We start from the raw sequence: 13,803 nt of genomic DNA, 5'->3' as shown, positions 1-13,803 counted from the left end.
GGCCCGGCCAAGGCGGTTATCGGCGTGGCTTCCGGCTCACCGGATGATCGCTTTGCGCGCTCTCCTTGGGTACATGCGTGTAGTCGGGCGTGTTCGCGCCATAGAGATCGTTCTCCGCCATCTCGCGCCATTGCGCATCGACGTCTTCGGGCGCCGATGTTTTTTGTCTCCTGTCGCGGGTGAGGTGTCGTATCCAACGGGGCATCATCTGTTCGAACAGGCCGGCTGTGTTTGACATCGTAGGGCTCCTCTCATCAGATCCTGATCACAGGGGGCGATGGTCATGTCATTGCCCGCCATCGCTCCGGCAGGCTGACGACGTTGCCGGTTTCGATGGAGGAATTTGTCGCCGCGAGTTCGGTCTCGGCCCGTTTGCGCAGGCGTGCCGCGTCGAGAAGCATGCTGCCGGCCCAGCGATAGACATTGTTGTCGCGCACGATTTCGCGCATGCGGCGCATGCGATCACGCTGTTCGTCAGGGGGCATCGTCAATGCTTGCCGTATCATTTCCCCCATCGTGGCGGCATCGAACGGGTTGACGATCAGCGCCTCGAGCAATTCCTTGGACGCGCCCGCGAACATCGAAAGGATCAGCACGCCTTGTTCGTCATCGCGCGATGCGACGAATTCCTTGGCGACGAGGTTCATGCCGTCGTGAAGACTGGTGACCATGCAGACATCGGCCGCGCGATAGATTTCGTAGACCTGCTGCCGCGTATGGTGTTCGGCCACGAACAGCACGGGTGTATAGCCGTCGCGGCCATAGCGCTGGTTGATCTCTTCCGCGCAGCGTTCGCATTCGCGGTGCAGCCTCTCATAATCCGGCAACGTGCCGCGGCTCGGTGCCGCGATCTGCAGGAACGTCACTTTGCCGATCCATTGGGGGTGCCGGTCGAACAGTTCGCCCAACGCGCGGAACCGGTCGATGATGCCCTTGGTGTAGTCGAGCCGCTCCACGCCGACGCATAGTTTTACACCATCGGCGATACCGAGCCGGGTCCGGATACTGTCCCGGCAACGCGCGACGGGAGGCACCTTGCCCAGCTCAGCCGGAGGCCATTCGATCGAAATCGGATACGCGTGAACGAGGCTGGTCTGTCCCTGGTAGGAAATCGCGGCGTCTTCACGCTCGATCCGCGTCTCCAGGAAGCGATCGACACTCTCTATGAAGTTGTTGCAGTGGAACTGCGTGTGGAAGCCGATGATGGAGCTGCCCAGCAATCCGTCCAGGATGCGTTCGCGCCACGGGCAGATGCTGAAGACTTCCGAGTTAGGCCAGGGAATGTGCCAGAAGGTGATGATGATCGCTTCAGGCAATTGCTCGCGCAGCATGCGCGGCAGCAGCGCGAAGTGGTAGTCCTGGACGAGCACGATTGGCCTTTCGTTCCGCGCCTCGGCAACGACAGCGTCGGCGAATTTCCGGTTGACGTTCTCGTACGTCTCCCAGTCCGAAGCCCGGAAATTCGGCCGGGTGAAGGCGATGTGGCAGAGCGGCCAGAGCCCTTCATTGGCAAAGCCCAGATAGTAGCCCGCATGCTCGGCTTCGCTCAGCCAGACGCGGCGAAGCATATAGGAGGGATCATCCGGTGGTACGGCGACACGATCGTGTTCGTCGACGGTAAGGCGATCCGCCGACCCGCCGCCATATGCGATCCAGGTGCCGGCACAGGCCCGCGTGATCGGCTCGAGCGCCGAGACCAGCCCGCTTGCCGGCACGACAAGCTCGACCTCGTCGTCCTTGATATTATGGATGTAGGGCTCGCGGTTGGAAACGACGATCACCTGCGCGTCGGGCAGTTCCGTGCTGAGAATCTTGCGCAGCGTCTCGGGTGACCATTTGACCAAGGCGGCGTCCGCCGAATGGCCGTTTTTCTCGAATTCGCGCAGCAATGTCCGCGGTGCATCCGGGGACGTCTCGGGAACGAAGGGAGGTGGTCTGGATTTCCCGGATCGTATCAGTGCTGCTGCCAGGGCCACTCCCGCCAGACAAAAGGTCGCCAGAACTGCAAGCCACAGAGCCGGAAGCGAGTTCACAAGATCGCTTGTTGTCATCAATGGTTCCGCTTCCCGACCGGTCAGTCGGTTGCATCTCCTGTGCTTCGAGAAGAATAGCCTGCGCTGCAGGTATGGGGTCCAACGCGACGCCGGCGCGATGGTTCCGATTTTCAGCTGCGTACGATCAATGGCACCAGCCCTTCATGCTGATCGGCGAGGAAAGCGCCGATGCGGTCGCCGACGCGCTGGAACATCAGGTCGACGGCGACGGTTCCGACCTGGATGTGACGGACCGTCAGATTGTCGATACCGATCGGCAGGCGAGGGCGGGTCACCTCGATGGAGCCCGTCCATCCGTCGACGCGGAGACCGAGGCAGGCCTGCATCAGCATGAAAGCCGCTCCGGCCGACCAGGCTTGAGGCAGGCAGGCTACCGGATAGGCGATCGGTGCCTCGCCGGGTGCGCGGGTGAAACCGCAGAAAAGCTCGGGCAGCCGCATGTTGAAATGCACCGCTGCCTCGAAGGTGCCGCTTGTGAGCCGCACCACCTCTTCGCGGGTGCCATAACGGGCAAGCCCGGCGGTGCAAATGGCGGTATCGTGCGGCCAGATCGATCCGTTGTGGTAGGACATCGGATTGAAGAACACCGCATCATCGGCCAGCGTCCGCAGGCCCCAGCCGGAATGGAAAGATGCCGACAGCAGCTGCTCGGCCACCTTCGCGGCTCGTTTTGCGCTCGGCAGGCCGACATAGAGCAGATGTCCCGCGTTGGACGTGCGCACTCTGCACGGCTCGCCATCGCCATCCAGCGCCAGTGCGTAATAGTCGAGGTCGTCCATCCAGAACCGCTCCTCAACCCGCTCACGGAGCGCTTCCGCCAGACGGTTCCATTCCGCGGCCTGCTCGGGTTCATCGCGGCGCTCTGCAAGCGCTGCCAGTCCGCGGAACGCCGCAAAAACGTAGCCTTGCACCTCAACCAGGGCGATAGGACCTTTCGGGATCCGTCCGTCGGCGTGGAAGACGGAATCGTAGCTGTCCTTCCAGCCCTGATTGGCAAGGCCTGAAGCTGCGGCCCGCTGATAGGTCACGAAACCGGTTTCCTTCGATGCTTCGATCATCCATTCGGCCGCGGCGTTCAGCGAAGGCCAGAGCCGGTCTATGAAATCCATGTCCCCGGTCCTGTCGGCGTAGGAGCAGGCGAGCAGGATGTAGAGTGGTGTCGTGTCGACACCGCCATAGTAGCGGCCGAAGGGCAGCTCGCTGAGCGCCACCATCTCGCCCTTGCGGGTCTCATGCATGATCTTGCCGGGCTGGGCATCGCTGAACGGCGATGTCTCGGTGGCCTGGTGCTGCGCAAGGAAGGCCAGCACGCCACGCGCCAGTCCCGGGTTCAGCCAGAGCATCTGCAGTGCCGACACCACGCCGTCGCGGCCGAAAGCGGTCGAGAACCGGGGAATGCCGGCGTAAGGGTAGGGGCCGGTTTCCAGTTCCGTGGTCAGCAGGGCGACATCGGCACGCGCCCGGTTGATCCAGTCGTTGAAGACCCGGCCGGAACTGTGAACCGTCGCACCATGGCGGCGTTTGGCGCGCATCGCAAAACGGGCTCGCGCCGCTGCAGCCCGGAATCGCTTCCGTTCCGGCGCCGCGACATCGCTGCCGACTTCGACATAGAGCGTCTGCCTGGCGCGTTTGGCAATAGTCAGGAAGAAATCGGCCTGATCCGGCATCAACTGGTCCGGCATCTGCGAGAACGAGATCGCCGAAACCCGCTCGACACCATCGAGCCCATGGTACCGCAGGACGATGGAATTCTGCCCCGCCTCGGCGAGATGCGCGGTGCCGCGTTTCTGCCGGACAGTGCCCCGAACTTCGAACATATCGCGGAAGTCGGCGGCAAACCGGAGTGACAGCAGGATGCCGGACTGCTCCTGGCCGTAGTTGGAAAGCGTCAGGCGCTCGTAGAGCCTGTCTTCCCAGATCAGCCGCACCCGTTCGACGTGGATTGCGCCTTGCCGGATCTCCTTGCCGTCCATGGTCTTGATCGGCAGGTTGGTCAGGTTGGTCGAAAAGAGCACGTTGTCCTGGCTGAGCGAAGCGCCAAGCAGGGAAGTCGAGCGCCCGCCGACGGTGAGCCGGAATTCAGACAACATGCGCATGTCGTCGCGAAAGAAGCCGTCGCCGACACCACGTATGTCGCCATAGGCGTCGGCGACAGCAAAACTGTCGCCATGTTTCAGGGCGAACAGGCGATGCGGTTCCCTTGGCGCAGCCTCGTCAAGCGATGCGAGGGCGATGGCCGGATCGAGCTTGTGCTCGTCGAGCGGTACAGTGTTCAATGGATCGCTCCAGGGAGATTTCTACTGGAGTTTCTACTGGAGACACGCTTTCCGAGTTGCGTCGGCGATCCAACCAGTTGCCGGTAGGCGCTCACGTAGTCCCGCGCCATGCGGGAAGCTGAAAACCGCTCCTCGAAGGTGGCACGGACGCGACGCCGATCGAGCGACAACAGGCCTGGCATCGTCGTCACGGCATCTTCCAGGGTTTCTACGAGAATGCCGCTGACGCCATGGTCGACAACCTCCGGCATCGCACCGCAACTCCAGGCCATGACCGGTGTGCCGCAGGCCATTGCTTCGATGACGGCAAGGCCGAACGGCTCCGGCCAGTCGATCGGAAACAGCAGGCCAGCGGCGTTGCCGAGAAATTCGTTCTTGGCATGCTCGGGGATCTCGCCGACATATTCGATCTGATCGCCGTCGATCAGTGGTTCGATCACCTCGGCGAAATAGTCGCGATCGCCGTCGCCTATCTTGGCGGCCAGCTTCAGCTTGAGCCCGGTGCGGCGGGCGATTTCGATGGCTCGGTCGGGCCGCTTGTCCCGCGAGAGCCTGCCGAGGAAAGCCAGATAGGTGCCGTTCGCGCCGGCTTCCGCATCGAGCGTGTAGAGCTGGGGCGGAATGCCGTGATGGATGGTGGAAAGCCAGTTGGCATCCGGCAGGCCGGTTTTCTGGCTTTGGGAGATCGAGATCATCGGAAATTCTGGAAACCGCGCATAGGCGGGCGCCAGGTCTGCATAGTCCAGCCGGCCATGCGGTGTCGTCACCGTACGCTCCGGCATATCGTCGAAGAACGGAAAGTGCTGGAAATGGCTGAGGTGGAAATGGATGACGTCGAAGTCGTCGGCTCGTGCCTTGACGTCATGCAGCATGGAAAGATGGGCAGCGATCTCAGACTTGAGAGGATGCGGATCGAGCCGAAGTGCCCGTTCACGCCCGGCCACCAGGGTCGCTGATGTGTTTGCGTCTCCCGCCGCAAACAGGGTGACCTCGTGGCCGAGTTCGACAAGGGCTTCGGTGAGGTATGAAATGATACGTTCGGTGCCGCCGTAGAGCTGTGGGGGAACGGACTCAAAAAGCGGCGCGACATGGGCAATTTTCATGGCCCGGCGGTCCTCCTATGGCGCGGTGATGAAACCCAAATGCGTCAGCGCCGGGATCGTTCCGACATTTGCGGAGATGTCGGGATCGGGCTCGCGGACATTCGGCCTGCCTGTCTGGCACGGCCGATGTCAGGCAGTTATTCCCGAACCATCGATGGTGCTGTGCCTTCAACCGCAATGTCGCCGCGCAGGATGTCGTCGATGATCTCCACGACACCATCACCCGCGGGAGCCAGGGTGACCCGATCCGCCGTTTTCTTCAAACTCGGCAGCGCATTGGCCACCGCGACACCAAAGCCTGCGCGGCGCAGAAGATCGTGATCGTTCTCGGCGTCGCCGATCGCGACCACTCCGTCGATCGGCATGTCCAGATCGTCCAGAGCCGCCATCAGTCCTGTTGCCTTGTTGATGCCGGTCGGCAGCACCATCACGGCGCCCTTGTTGAAGATGATTTCGAGTTCGAGGCCATGGCGCCGGATCTCGTCGAGGACAATCATCTCGTTCGGGACAAGCGTGCCGATCACGGATCGACCGACAAGCAGCGGATCGACTCCGCGTTTTCTCAAAGAGTCAACGAAGGCAGGTGGAGGCGCGGCCGCCAAAAGCCTCTCATCGCCGGTGGTTGGATTGAACAGGACGGCTCCATTTTCGGCCACGACCCTGTCGAAGACGCCGAAGTCCGGAAAAACTCTCTGGAGGTCGGGCAGCTGCCGTCCAGAAACCAGGACGAGCCTGCGACCATTGTCCTTGAGCTTCCATAACGCGCTCAATGTTGTCGCCGAGACCAGGCCTTCTTCCGCAAGCGTTTCATCATAGTCGGTGGCAAGTGCCGTCACATCGATCAAGAGACCTCTCCTTTCGGTTCGGTTTCTCAACTGCGGCAGCGCGGTATTGTTCCCCCATCCTGGGATCGGGTTCAGGGAAAGCTTCTTTCGGCCCTGGCGCTGCCCAGCAATGCACCGCTGGCATCAAGTGCCTGCAGGGAGAGGCGATAGTGATGCGGTCGAGAAGGATCAGGCGGGCAGGGTCCCTTGTAGGTGAACGCGCCATAGGGCAACGTTTCCTGGCCATTGAAGCTGACATCGCCGCCGCCATGGTTGAAATCGGCAGCATCGAGATCCGTGAGCCTGAAGCGCAGCGTCGCGGTTCCTTGGGGGACGTCGGCGACGGTGATGGGCGGCGAGTTGGGATCGAAGCACTGCTTCGTCGGACCCCAGCCGAACCCAAGGCCCATATTGGCGGATGCCGGCGAGAGTGTCGTCAGGAGCAATCCGAACACCAGCGCAGCACGCATCTCAGCCTCCCGCGCGTCGCCGGTTTTTCTTCGGGACGAGGCGGCGACGATTGTCGGAAAAAACCAGAAGAGGCTGCATAAGTTCCGTCTCGTTCGTGCACATAAGCGTGAGCGGACCGCGGCGATTTCCGTCTCCTGCATTCGAGTTTCAGGCTCGTCGTGCTGCAGGTTCGTCCAGGGCGTAGATCAGACCGGGCTGCACGATCCATTCGCCCGGAACAAGGCTCTCCACGGCGAAGCGCCCACCCCGTGTGCGCGGCATGACACCGGTGAAACGGTAACGTCGGCCATCCTGGTCGATGACGGCCTCGCGGATCGGTTTGCCGGCAAGATGTCCGACTACCGGCCCGTCCGATTGCAGGTTGGCGAGGATGAAGTATTCGGTTGGGATGGCGTTCGTTCTGGTCAGCAAGCGGAACTGGGAGACGGGTTTGAGCATGGCAAAGGTCGCGGCATCTATGCCGATCAGCAGCAATCTCGTGCTGCGCCGGCCATCTGGGAGACTTCAGATAGGCCGCATCGGCATCAGAATTCGATTGGGGATTTGCCGATCCCAGATCAAGAAAACATCAGGGGCGGCGGTTCTGCCGGCCTGGAGCTATACCAAAGGAGACCAGCGGAAACATTGCTGCTGCGGGCGCGGGCAAACATGGAAAATCGTTGCGACGATCGCTTGGGTTTTGGAACAAAATCTGCCTGTCAAAGGTCGGCTCGGGCGCCTATGTAATTGGTCCGCGATGGTGGCCGTTCACCGGCCAGCCATCTGCCGATCCGATGGGAGCCGAGAATGTCAGAACAATCCGCATACACGCCGCCGCAAGTCTGGACCTGGGACAAGGCCAACGGCGGCGCCTTTGCCAGCACCAACCGCCCGATCGCCGGAGCGACGCACGACAAGGAACTGCCCATCGGCAAGCATCCGCTTCAGCTCTATTCGCTGGGGACACCCAACGGCGTGAAGGTGACCATCATGCTGGAGGAATTGCTGGCTGCCGGTCACAAGGGCGCCGAATACGATGCCTGGCTGATCAAGATCGACGGCGAACAGTTCGGCTCCGGTTTCGTCGACGTCAATCCGAATTCGAAGATTCCGGCTCTTGTCGACCGCAGCGGCAAGGAGCCGCTCCGGGTCTTCGAATCCGGTTCCATCCTCGTCTATCTGGCCGAAAAGTTCGGCGCTTTCCTGCCGACCGAACAGCCGGCGCGGGCAGAGGCACTGTCCTGGTTGTTCTGGCAAATGGGATCGGCACCGTTTGTCGGCGGCGGCTTCGGTCATTTCTATGCCTACGCGCCGGAAAAGATCGAATATGCGATCAACCGCTACGCCATGGAAACCAAGCGCCAGCTCGACGTGCTCGACCGGCGGCTGGCCGAGAACGAATATGTTGCGGGCAGCGAATACACCATCGCCGACATGGCGATCTGGCCCTGGTATGGCGGCATGGTGAAAGGCTGGAACTATGGTGCCGGCGAATTCCTCTCCGTGCATGAATACAAGAATCTTCTGCGTTGGGCCGACCAGCTTCACGCACGGCCAGCGGTGAAGCGGGGACGTATGGTCAACCGTGTTTCCGGCGACCCGGCAGGTCAGTTGCGCGAACGGCACGATGCCAGCGACTTCGAAACCAGAACGCAGGATAAGCTCGCAGCGGCTTAGTTGTCGCCATGGCGCGGTGGGCCGCGCCATGTTAGCCACGGATCATGACGATCATGCTCGAAACGGCGCAGCTGAGGCTGCGTCCATCCGCTGCAAGTGACAGGGATGATCTGTTCGCGCTCGAGCAGGACGCGGAGGTAATGCGTTTCCTGAACGGTGGCAGGTCGACCCCGCTGGATGGCGTTGACCCTGATGCTGATTTCCTGATGCCGCGCGGTGGCGAAGCCGGCATCTGGGTGGCGTTGGCGAAGGCCACCGGCGCCTTCGTCGGTTGGTTCTCGCTGTACGATCATGGTGACGGCACAGCCGAGCTAGGCTATCGCCTGCGGCGGGCGGCCTGGGCCAGGGCTATGGTTCAGAGGGTGCCAGGGCGCTTGTCGATGCCGGGTTTTCGCAGCTCGGTTTTGTCCGCATCGTGGCCAACACCATGTCCGTGAACAGCGGCTCGCGCCGGGTGATGGAGAAAGCGGGGCTCGTTCACGTCCGCACGGTCCATCTCGACTGGCCGGACCCCTTGCCCGGATCCGAAGAGGGCGATGTCGAATATGCGATCACCCGGGAGGCCTGGAGTGAGGAGTCTTCTTGAAAAGCGGGAAGTTAGCTCACCGGAAAGCGGATCAGTCGACCGACTGATCCGCTTGGTTCGTGATATGGTCAGATCTTTGCAGTTTCGATTGCTGCCAGGGATCGGTCGATCGCCCTGTTGAGGGATTGGCCGAGCGACGTATCGCCAATTTCCGCAACGCTCGCCGCTACCCTGGCTGCAAAGCCGAAATGGAAATCGACAAGCCATTCGGGATGCGGCTCCGGCTCCGGGAATGGCGGCCACCAGGGTGGAAGCTTGATCTTTTTCGGTCTTGTCGGACACCAGTCGTCCAGATCGTCGAAAACCTGCTTCATATCCAGGCCAGCCCTGTCGGCCAACCAGGCGGACCGAATGAACTCAGACGCCACGGCTGCTCCCAGATGTCCTGGCGGCAGCGGCTGCGGGTTGAGCGCGACATAGGCCAGGGAGGCCTGCGGCCCTCGCGGGATGACGTCATAAATGGCGGGAATACGTTTGCCGATAATGGCGAGCAATTTGGCATTCAACTTCATCGGAACCTCCTTCCGCGGGCGGCGTCCGCGCGTTGACTTGGTGTTTGGGGCGAGGACCTGGGTCCACGTCGGGCCGCGCGGGGAGAATGCGAAGGAGCCGAAACGTCATCTATGAAGGGCTTTACACAACACTGGAAAATTTAGCGGGATCTAATGAAAAACCCCGCCAATGGCGGGGTTCGCAGCTGTCGACCAGGCTGGCTCTGCTATTTCCAGCCTGGTGAGCGTCCAAGCGTTTCCACGACGGCATTCGCGAGGATTGCGTCGAGACGCATCAAGGTCAGACTTGCTTCCGCAGGCGATGCCTGGAGGAGGCGGACGATCGTGCGGTGAAGTTTGTCTGCTTCGGCCAGGAACGTTTCGGGTTCGACGGCGCAGGCCAACGGCGGCTTGCCGAACGGTGTGGTGACTAGGATCTGCTGCATTGCTGTTCCAATGGTGGTTGGGATCAATCGTGTCGCAGGCTTGATGACAGTGGTTTGATTGTTCTTTCGTATTCGCGTGTCAGGACTGGCCGGCGATGAGATTTTCGATGCGGATCGGGAAACGGCGCACGCGCACGCCTGTCGCGTGCCACACCGCGTTGGCGATAGCTCCGACAGTCCCGGTGATGCCGATCTCGCCGACACCCTTGATGCCGAGCGGATTGACGTAGGGGTCATCCTCCGGAATCAGGATCGCATCCAGGGAGGGCACATCGGCGTTGACCGGCACGTGATATTCGGCGAGGTCGGCATTCATGATCCTGCCGGTCCTGCGGTCGGTTATCGCCTCTTCGTGCAGTGCAAAGGATGTTCCCCAGATCATGCCACCGAAGTATTGGCTGCGCACGAGGCGGGGATTGATCACGCGACCGGCGGCGAAAGCGCCAACCAGGCGCGTTGCGCGGATCTGCCCGAGATCGGGATCGATCTTCACCTCGGCAAAGACGGCGCCGTGGGAGAACATCGCATGGCGCGCTGCAGCCTCCTGGTCGCGCGCCGCCTTGGCTGTGCCGATCACTTCGGACTGACCGGCGCGGGCCAGAATCTCGACATAACTTTCGCTGCGGCCTTCATCGTCCAGCCGATGGAGCCGTCCTGACCGCGCAACGACACCGATGTTGCCGGCGCCGAAAAGCGGCGATGCCGGATCGGCAGTGGCGAATGCCGCCAGCCTGGCGATCGCATCCTCGCCTGCATTGTTCAGGGCCAGGCCGGCACTGGCCGTATGCCCGGAACCGCCGGCGATGCCCCCGTCAGGCAGGCTCGAAACCCCGGAGTGGAACTCGACCTGATCAGGATCGAGGCCGAGTGCTTCCGCCGCGATCTGTACAAGTGCCGTCCAGGCTCCCTGGCCCATGTCGGCGCCGGATGTCTCCACCAGGGCCGTGCCGTCGGCGCGCAAGGTGGCGCGGGCTTCAGCCGGGAAATGCGGGCAATGGAAAACGGCCGTGCCCATGCCCCAGCCGACAAGAAAACCGTTCTCGTCGCGCATCTGACGAGGGGCAAGCGGCCGCCCGGCCCAGCCGAAGCGCTTTGCACCTTCGAAATAGCATTCCCGCAGCGCCTTGGATGAGAACGGCCGTCCGGTGCCGGGCTCGGTTTCGGCGTAGTTGGCCAGCCTGAAGTCCAGCGGATCCATGCCGCAGGCGACAGCGGCCTCGTCCATCGCAACTTCGAGCGCCGCTGATCCGGAGGCTTCGCCGGGCGCGCGCATCGGCCCGGGCGTGCCGGTATCGAGCCTGAGACCTTCATGTTCGACGAGGATGGCTGGGCTTTCATAGAGCGGCAGCGAGGCGTTTGCCGACGGCTCGAGAAACTCGTCGAAGCTGGAAGTGGCCGCAACCGCATGGTGATGCAGGGCGGTGAGGCGACCTTCACCGTCGGTGCCGATGCGCAGCTTCTGCCAGGTGTGGCCGCGATGCCCGACCGGGCCGTACATCTGTGCTCGGGTGAGGACCAGTTTTACAGGCCTATCAAGCATCCGAGAGGCAAGAATGGCCACGATCTGCGGGCCGTTGAGGATCGCCTTCGAGCCGAAGCCGCCGCCCAGAAAAGGCGAGCGGATCAGGACATTCTCGGCCGGGATGCCGAAATAGGCGGCATAAGCGGCGCAACTCAGCGCCATGGCCTGGTTGGGCATGTCGATCGTTACCCGATCGCCGTCCCATTCAGCCACCACCGCGTGCGGCTCCATCGCATTATGATACTGCGCCGGCGTCACATAGTCGGCCTCGGTCAGGTGAGCGGCGGCAGCCATACCCGCCGCGATGTCGCCATGGGCGGTGCGTGCCGGCGAGCCGATACCCACGGCGTCGACGTCGAACCGCTCGCCATTGGAGAGGTTCGTGCGGGCCTCGGCCAGGTCGTATCGCGGATCGAGCAGGGCAGCCCCTTCCGTTGCCGCCTCCAGCGAATCGGCGATGACAAGTGCGATCGGCTGGCCGACATAGCGCACCTCATCACTTTGCAGCACCTCGACGCGGAAGCCGAACGGCGGCATCTTCTCGTCTGGATCATGCGATAGCGGCGGCCGATTGGCCGGGGTCAGGACTTCGACGACGCCGGGATGCGCCTTGGCCGTGGCAACGTCGAGCGCCGTGACGCGCCCGCGTGCGATGCGGCTGACGGCGGCGACAGCATAGAGCATGCCCTCCGGGTGGTTATCGGCGGCGTAGGTCGCGCGGCCGGTGACCTTGAGCACGCCATCGCGGCGCGTCAGCGGCTGGCCGGCATTCGACCCGTGGCGGCGGGACTGAGAGGAGACGTTCTCAAGCGACATGGGTTGCTCCAGCTGTTGTGGAGAACGGCGAGGCCGGAAGCGCCGGTATGACCTCGGGCGTACCCTCCAGGGCAAGGCTCAGGGCGCGGGCAACGATGCGGCGCGCCAGTTCGATCTTGAAGGCGTTGTCGCCGGAGGGAGCCGCATCGGCCAGCGCCAGTTCGGCAGCTTTTGCAAAGGCTTCCCTCGAGGCCGCCCCTCCGATCAAAGCCATTTCCGCCTCCCGGGCGCGCCAGGGCTTAGCGGCGACACCGCCAAGTGCGATGCGCGCCCTGCGGATATGGCCGCCTTCGAGCTCCAATGCTGCCGCGGCAGAAACCACGGCGAAGGCATAGGAGGTGCGTTCTCGCAGTTTCAGATAGCGGGCGTTGGCGGAAAAACCTGCTGCTTCCGCCGGCAATCTGAGAGCGACGATGAGTTCGCCCGGTCCCAGGGCCGTTGCACGTTCCGGTGTTGCACCCGGCAGGACATGCAGCAGGTCCACTGGAATCTCGCGGCCACCGTGCGGTCCTTCGACTTCGACCACGGCATCCAGTGCCACCAGCGGCACGCAGAAATCGGATGGATGGGTGGCGATGCAATGCTCGCTCCAGCCGAGCACGGCGTGCAGGCGGTTCTCGCCGTCGCGGGCATCGCAGCCCGAGCCGGCCATGCGCCGGTTGCAGGCGCTTGCCAGATCGTGGAAATAGGCGCAGCGCGTGCGCTGCATCAGGTTGCCGCCGACGGTCGCTGCATTGCGCAACTGGGCGGAGGCACCTGAAAGCAGTGCTTCAGCCACAGCCGGGAAGGCTCGCGCAAAACGCGCGTCATAAGCGAGATCGGAATTGCGGACCATGGCACCGATCCGCACGCCTCCGTCGGGCAGCCATTCGATGCGGTCGAGGCCCGGCAGCCGCGTAATGTCGATGACGCGCTCCGGCCGCATGATGCCGACCTTCATCAGGTCAAGCAGATTGGTGCCGGCGGCGAGATAAGTCGATCCGGCAACGGCAGCGGCCGCGATTGCCTCCGGCACGCTGTCCGGACGTATGTAGTCGAAACGATTCATGCCGCGTCCCTCTGCTTGCCTTCGGTCATCATTTTCTGGGCTTCCAGGATCGCCTCGGTAATGCCCTGGTAAGCGCCACAGCGGCAGATGTTGCCGCTCATCAATTCGCGGATGCGCTCGGGGTCACCCTGTGCATGCCCCTCCTTGATGAGGCCGACGGCACTCATGATCTGGCCGGGCGTGCAGTAGCCGCACTGAAAACCGTCATGCGCGATGAAGGCGGCCTGGACCGGATGCAGCGTTTCGCCCTCGGCGAGCCCTTCGATGGTGAGGACCTCGGCTCCGTCGAGGCTTGCAGCCAAGGCCAGGCACGAATTGATGCGCCGTCCGTCGACGAGCACGGTGCAGGCTCCGCATTGGCCGCGGTCGCAGCCTTTCTTGGTGCCGGGCAGATCGAGCCTTTCACGCAAAAGGTCGAGCAGCGTCACACGCATATCGTCGAGCACGACCGTGCGTGCTTGACCATTGATGGTGAGGCTGATGGAGAGTGACATCGCGGTACTCCATTCA

At 62.7% G+C, this 13,803-nt stretch carries 13 protein-coding genes and 1 pseudogene; 2 read left to right on the top strand and 12 right to left on the bottom strand.

Features of this window, described 5'->3' with window-relative positions; genetic code table 11:
- Window positions 1-16: 16 nt before the first annotated feature.
- The 7 genes from ACFJIU_RS14255 to ACFJIU_RS14225 all read right to left on the bottom strand — a co-directional run bounded on the left by ACFJIU_RS14255 (window position 17) and on the right by ACFJIU_RS14225 (window position 7,202).
- Window positions 17-238 (bottom strand): hypothetical protein, encoded by a 222-nt coding sequence (locus tag ACFJIU_RS14255; protein ID WP_379072522.1) that lies wholly within the window; start codon window positions 236-238, stop codon window positions 17-19.
- Window positions 239-281: 43 nt separating this feature from the next.
- On the bottom strand, window positions 282-2,051 hold the full coding sequence (locus ACFJIU_RS14250) for a trehalose-6-phosphate synthase (RefSeq protein ID WP_379072520.1): 1,770 nt from the start codon (window positions 2,049-2,051) through the stop codon (window positions 282-284).
- Between the two features lie 113 nt (window positions 2,052-2,164).
- Entirely contained in the window at window positions 2,165-4,330 is a 2,166-nt protein-coding gene (locus tag ACFJIU_RS14245; protein ID WP_379072518.1) for a glycogen debranching N-terminal domain-containing protein, read from the bottom strand.
- The gene (locus ACFJIU_RS14240) at window positions 4,327-5,433 is read right to left on the bottom strand and encodes a glycosyltransferase family 4 protein (protein ID WP_379072516.1); all 1,107 of its coding nucleotides are present in this window, start codon (window positions 5,431-5,433) and stop codon (window positions 4,327-4,329) included. The genes ACFJIU_RS14245 and ACFJIU_RS14240 overlap by 4 nt, the downstream gene beginning before the upstream one ends.
- A gap of 137 nt (window positions 5,434-5,570) precedes the next feature.
- Window positions 5,571-6,269, bottom strand: a complete 699-nt coding sequence (locus tag ACFJIU_RS14235; protein ID WP_379073097.1) for an HAD family hydrolase — start codon at window positions 6,267-6,269, stop codon at window positions 5,571-5,573.
- 80 nt (window positions 6,270-6,349) lie between these two features.
- Window positions 6,350-6,727, bottom strand: coding sequence for a phospholipid-binding protein (locus ACFJIU_RS14230; RefSeq protein WP_379072514.1), 378 nt, complete (start codon window positions 6,725-6,727; stop codon window positions 6,350-6,352).
- A 148-nt stretch (window positions 6,728-6,875) separates the two neighbouring features.
- Window positions 6,876-7,202: a hypothetical protein gene (locus ACFJIU_RS14225; protein WP_379072512.1), complete on the bottom strand. Its 327-nt coding sequence runs from the start codon at window positions 7,200-7,202 to the stop codon at window positions 6,876-6,878.
- A 312-nt stretch (window positions 7,203-7,514) separates the two neighbouring features.
- Here ACFJIU_RS14225 and yghU point away from each other — a divergent pair, with 312 nt between their 5' ends.
- Together yghU and ACFJIU_RS14215 are read left to right on the top strand one after the other, a co-directional pair.
- Window positions 7,515-8,384, top strand: a complete 870-nt coding sequence (gene yghU / locus ACFJIU_RS14220; protein WP_379072510.1) for a glutathione-dependent disulfide-bond oxidoreductase — start codon at window positions 7,515-7,517, stop codon at window positions 8,382-8,384.
- A 44-nt stretch (window positions 8,385-8,428) separates the two neighbouring features.
- Window positions 8,429-8,970 (top strand): annotated as a pseudogene (locus tag ACFJIU_RS14215) (GNAT family N-acetyltransferase).
- A 68-nt stretch (window positions 8,971-9,038) separates the two neighbouring features.
- On the opposite strand, the gene ACFJIU_RS14210 reads toward ACFJIU_RS14215, so the two are convergent.
- The 5 genes from ACFJIU_RS14210 to ACFJIU_RS14190 all read right to left on the bottom strand — a co-directional run bounded on the left by ACFJIU_RS14210 (window position 9,039) and on the right by ACFJIU_RS14190 (window position 13,787).
- The gene (locus ACFJIU_RS14210; RefSeq protein WP_379072508.1) at window positions 9,039-9,482 is read right to left on the bottom strand and encodes a hypothetical protein; all 444 of its coding nucleotides are present in this window, start codon (window positions 9,480-9,482) and stop codon (window positions 9,039-9,041) included.
- Between the two features lie 206 nt (window positions 9,483-9,688).
- Window positions 9,689-9,907 carry a hypothetical protein gene (locus ACFJIU_RS14205; RefSeq protein WP_379072506.1) on the bottom strand — a complete coding sequence of 73 codons (219 nt, stop codon included), beginning with the start codon at window positions 9,905-9,907 and terminating at the stop codon, window positions 9,689-9,691.
- Window positions 9,908-9,986: 79 nt separating this feature from the next.
- Entirely contained in the window at window positions 9,987-12,245 is a 2,259-nt protein-coding gene (locus tag ACFJIU_RS14200) for a xanthine dehydrogenase family protein molybdopterin-binding subunit (protein ID WP_379072504.1), read from the bottom strand.
- Window positions 12,235-13,293: an FAD binding domain-containing protein gene (locus tag ACFJIU_RS14195; RefSeq protein ID WP_379072502.1), complete on the bottom strand. Its 1,059-nt coding sequence runs from the start codon at window positions 13,291-13,293 to the stop codon at window positions 12,235-12,237. Before ACFJIU_RS14195 ends, ACFJIU_RS14200 begins: the two co-directional genes overlap by 11 nt.
- Window positions 13,290-13,787: a (2Fe-2S)-binding protein gene (locus tag ACFJIU_RS14190; RefSeq protein ID WP_379072500.1), complete on the bottom strand. Its 498-nt coding sequence runs from the start codon at window positions 13,785-13,787 to the stop codon at window positions 13,290-13,292. The genes ACFJIU_RS14195 and ACFJIU_RS14190 overlap by 4 nt, the downstream gene beginning before the upstream one ends.
- Between the last annotated feature and the right edge of the window lie 16 nt (window positions 13,788-13,803).

The organism is Mesorhizobium sp. UC74_2, assembly GCF_042701485.1.
Taxonomy (GTDB): domain Bacteria; phylum Pseudomonadota; class Alphaproteobacteria; order Rhizobiales; family Rhizobiaceae; genus Mesorhizobium.
This window is presented reverse-complemented; position numbering and strand designations above follow the sequence as displayed.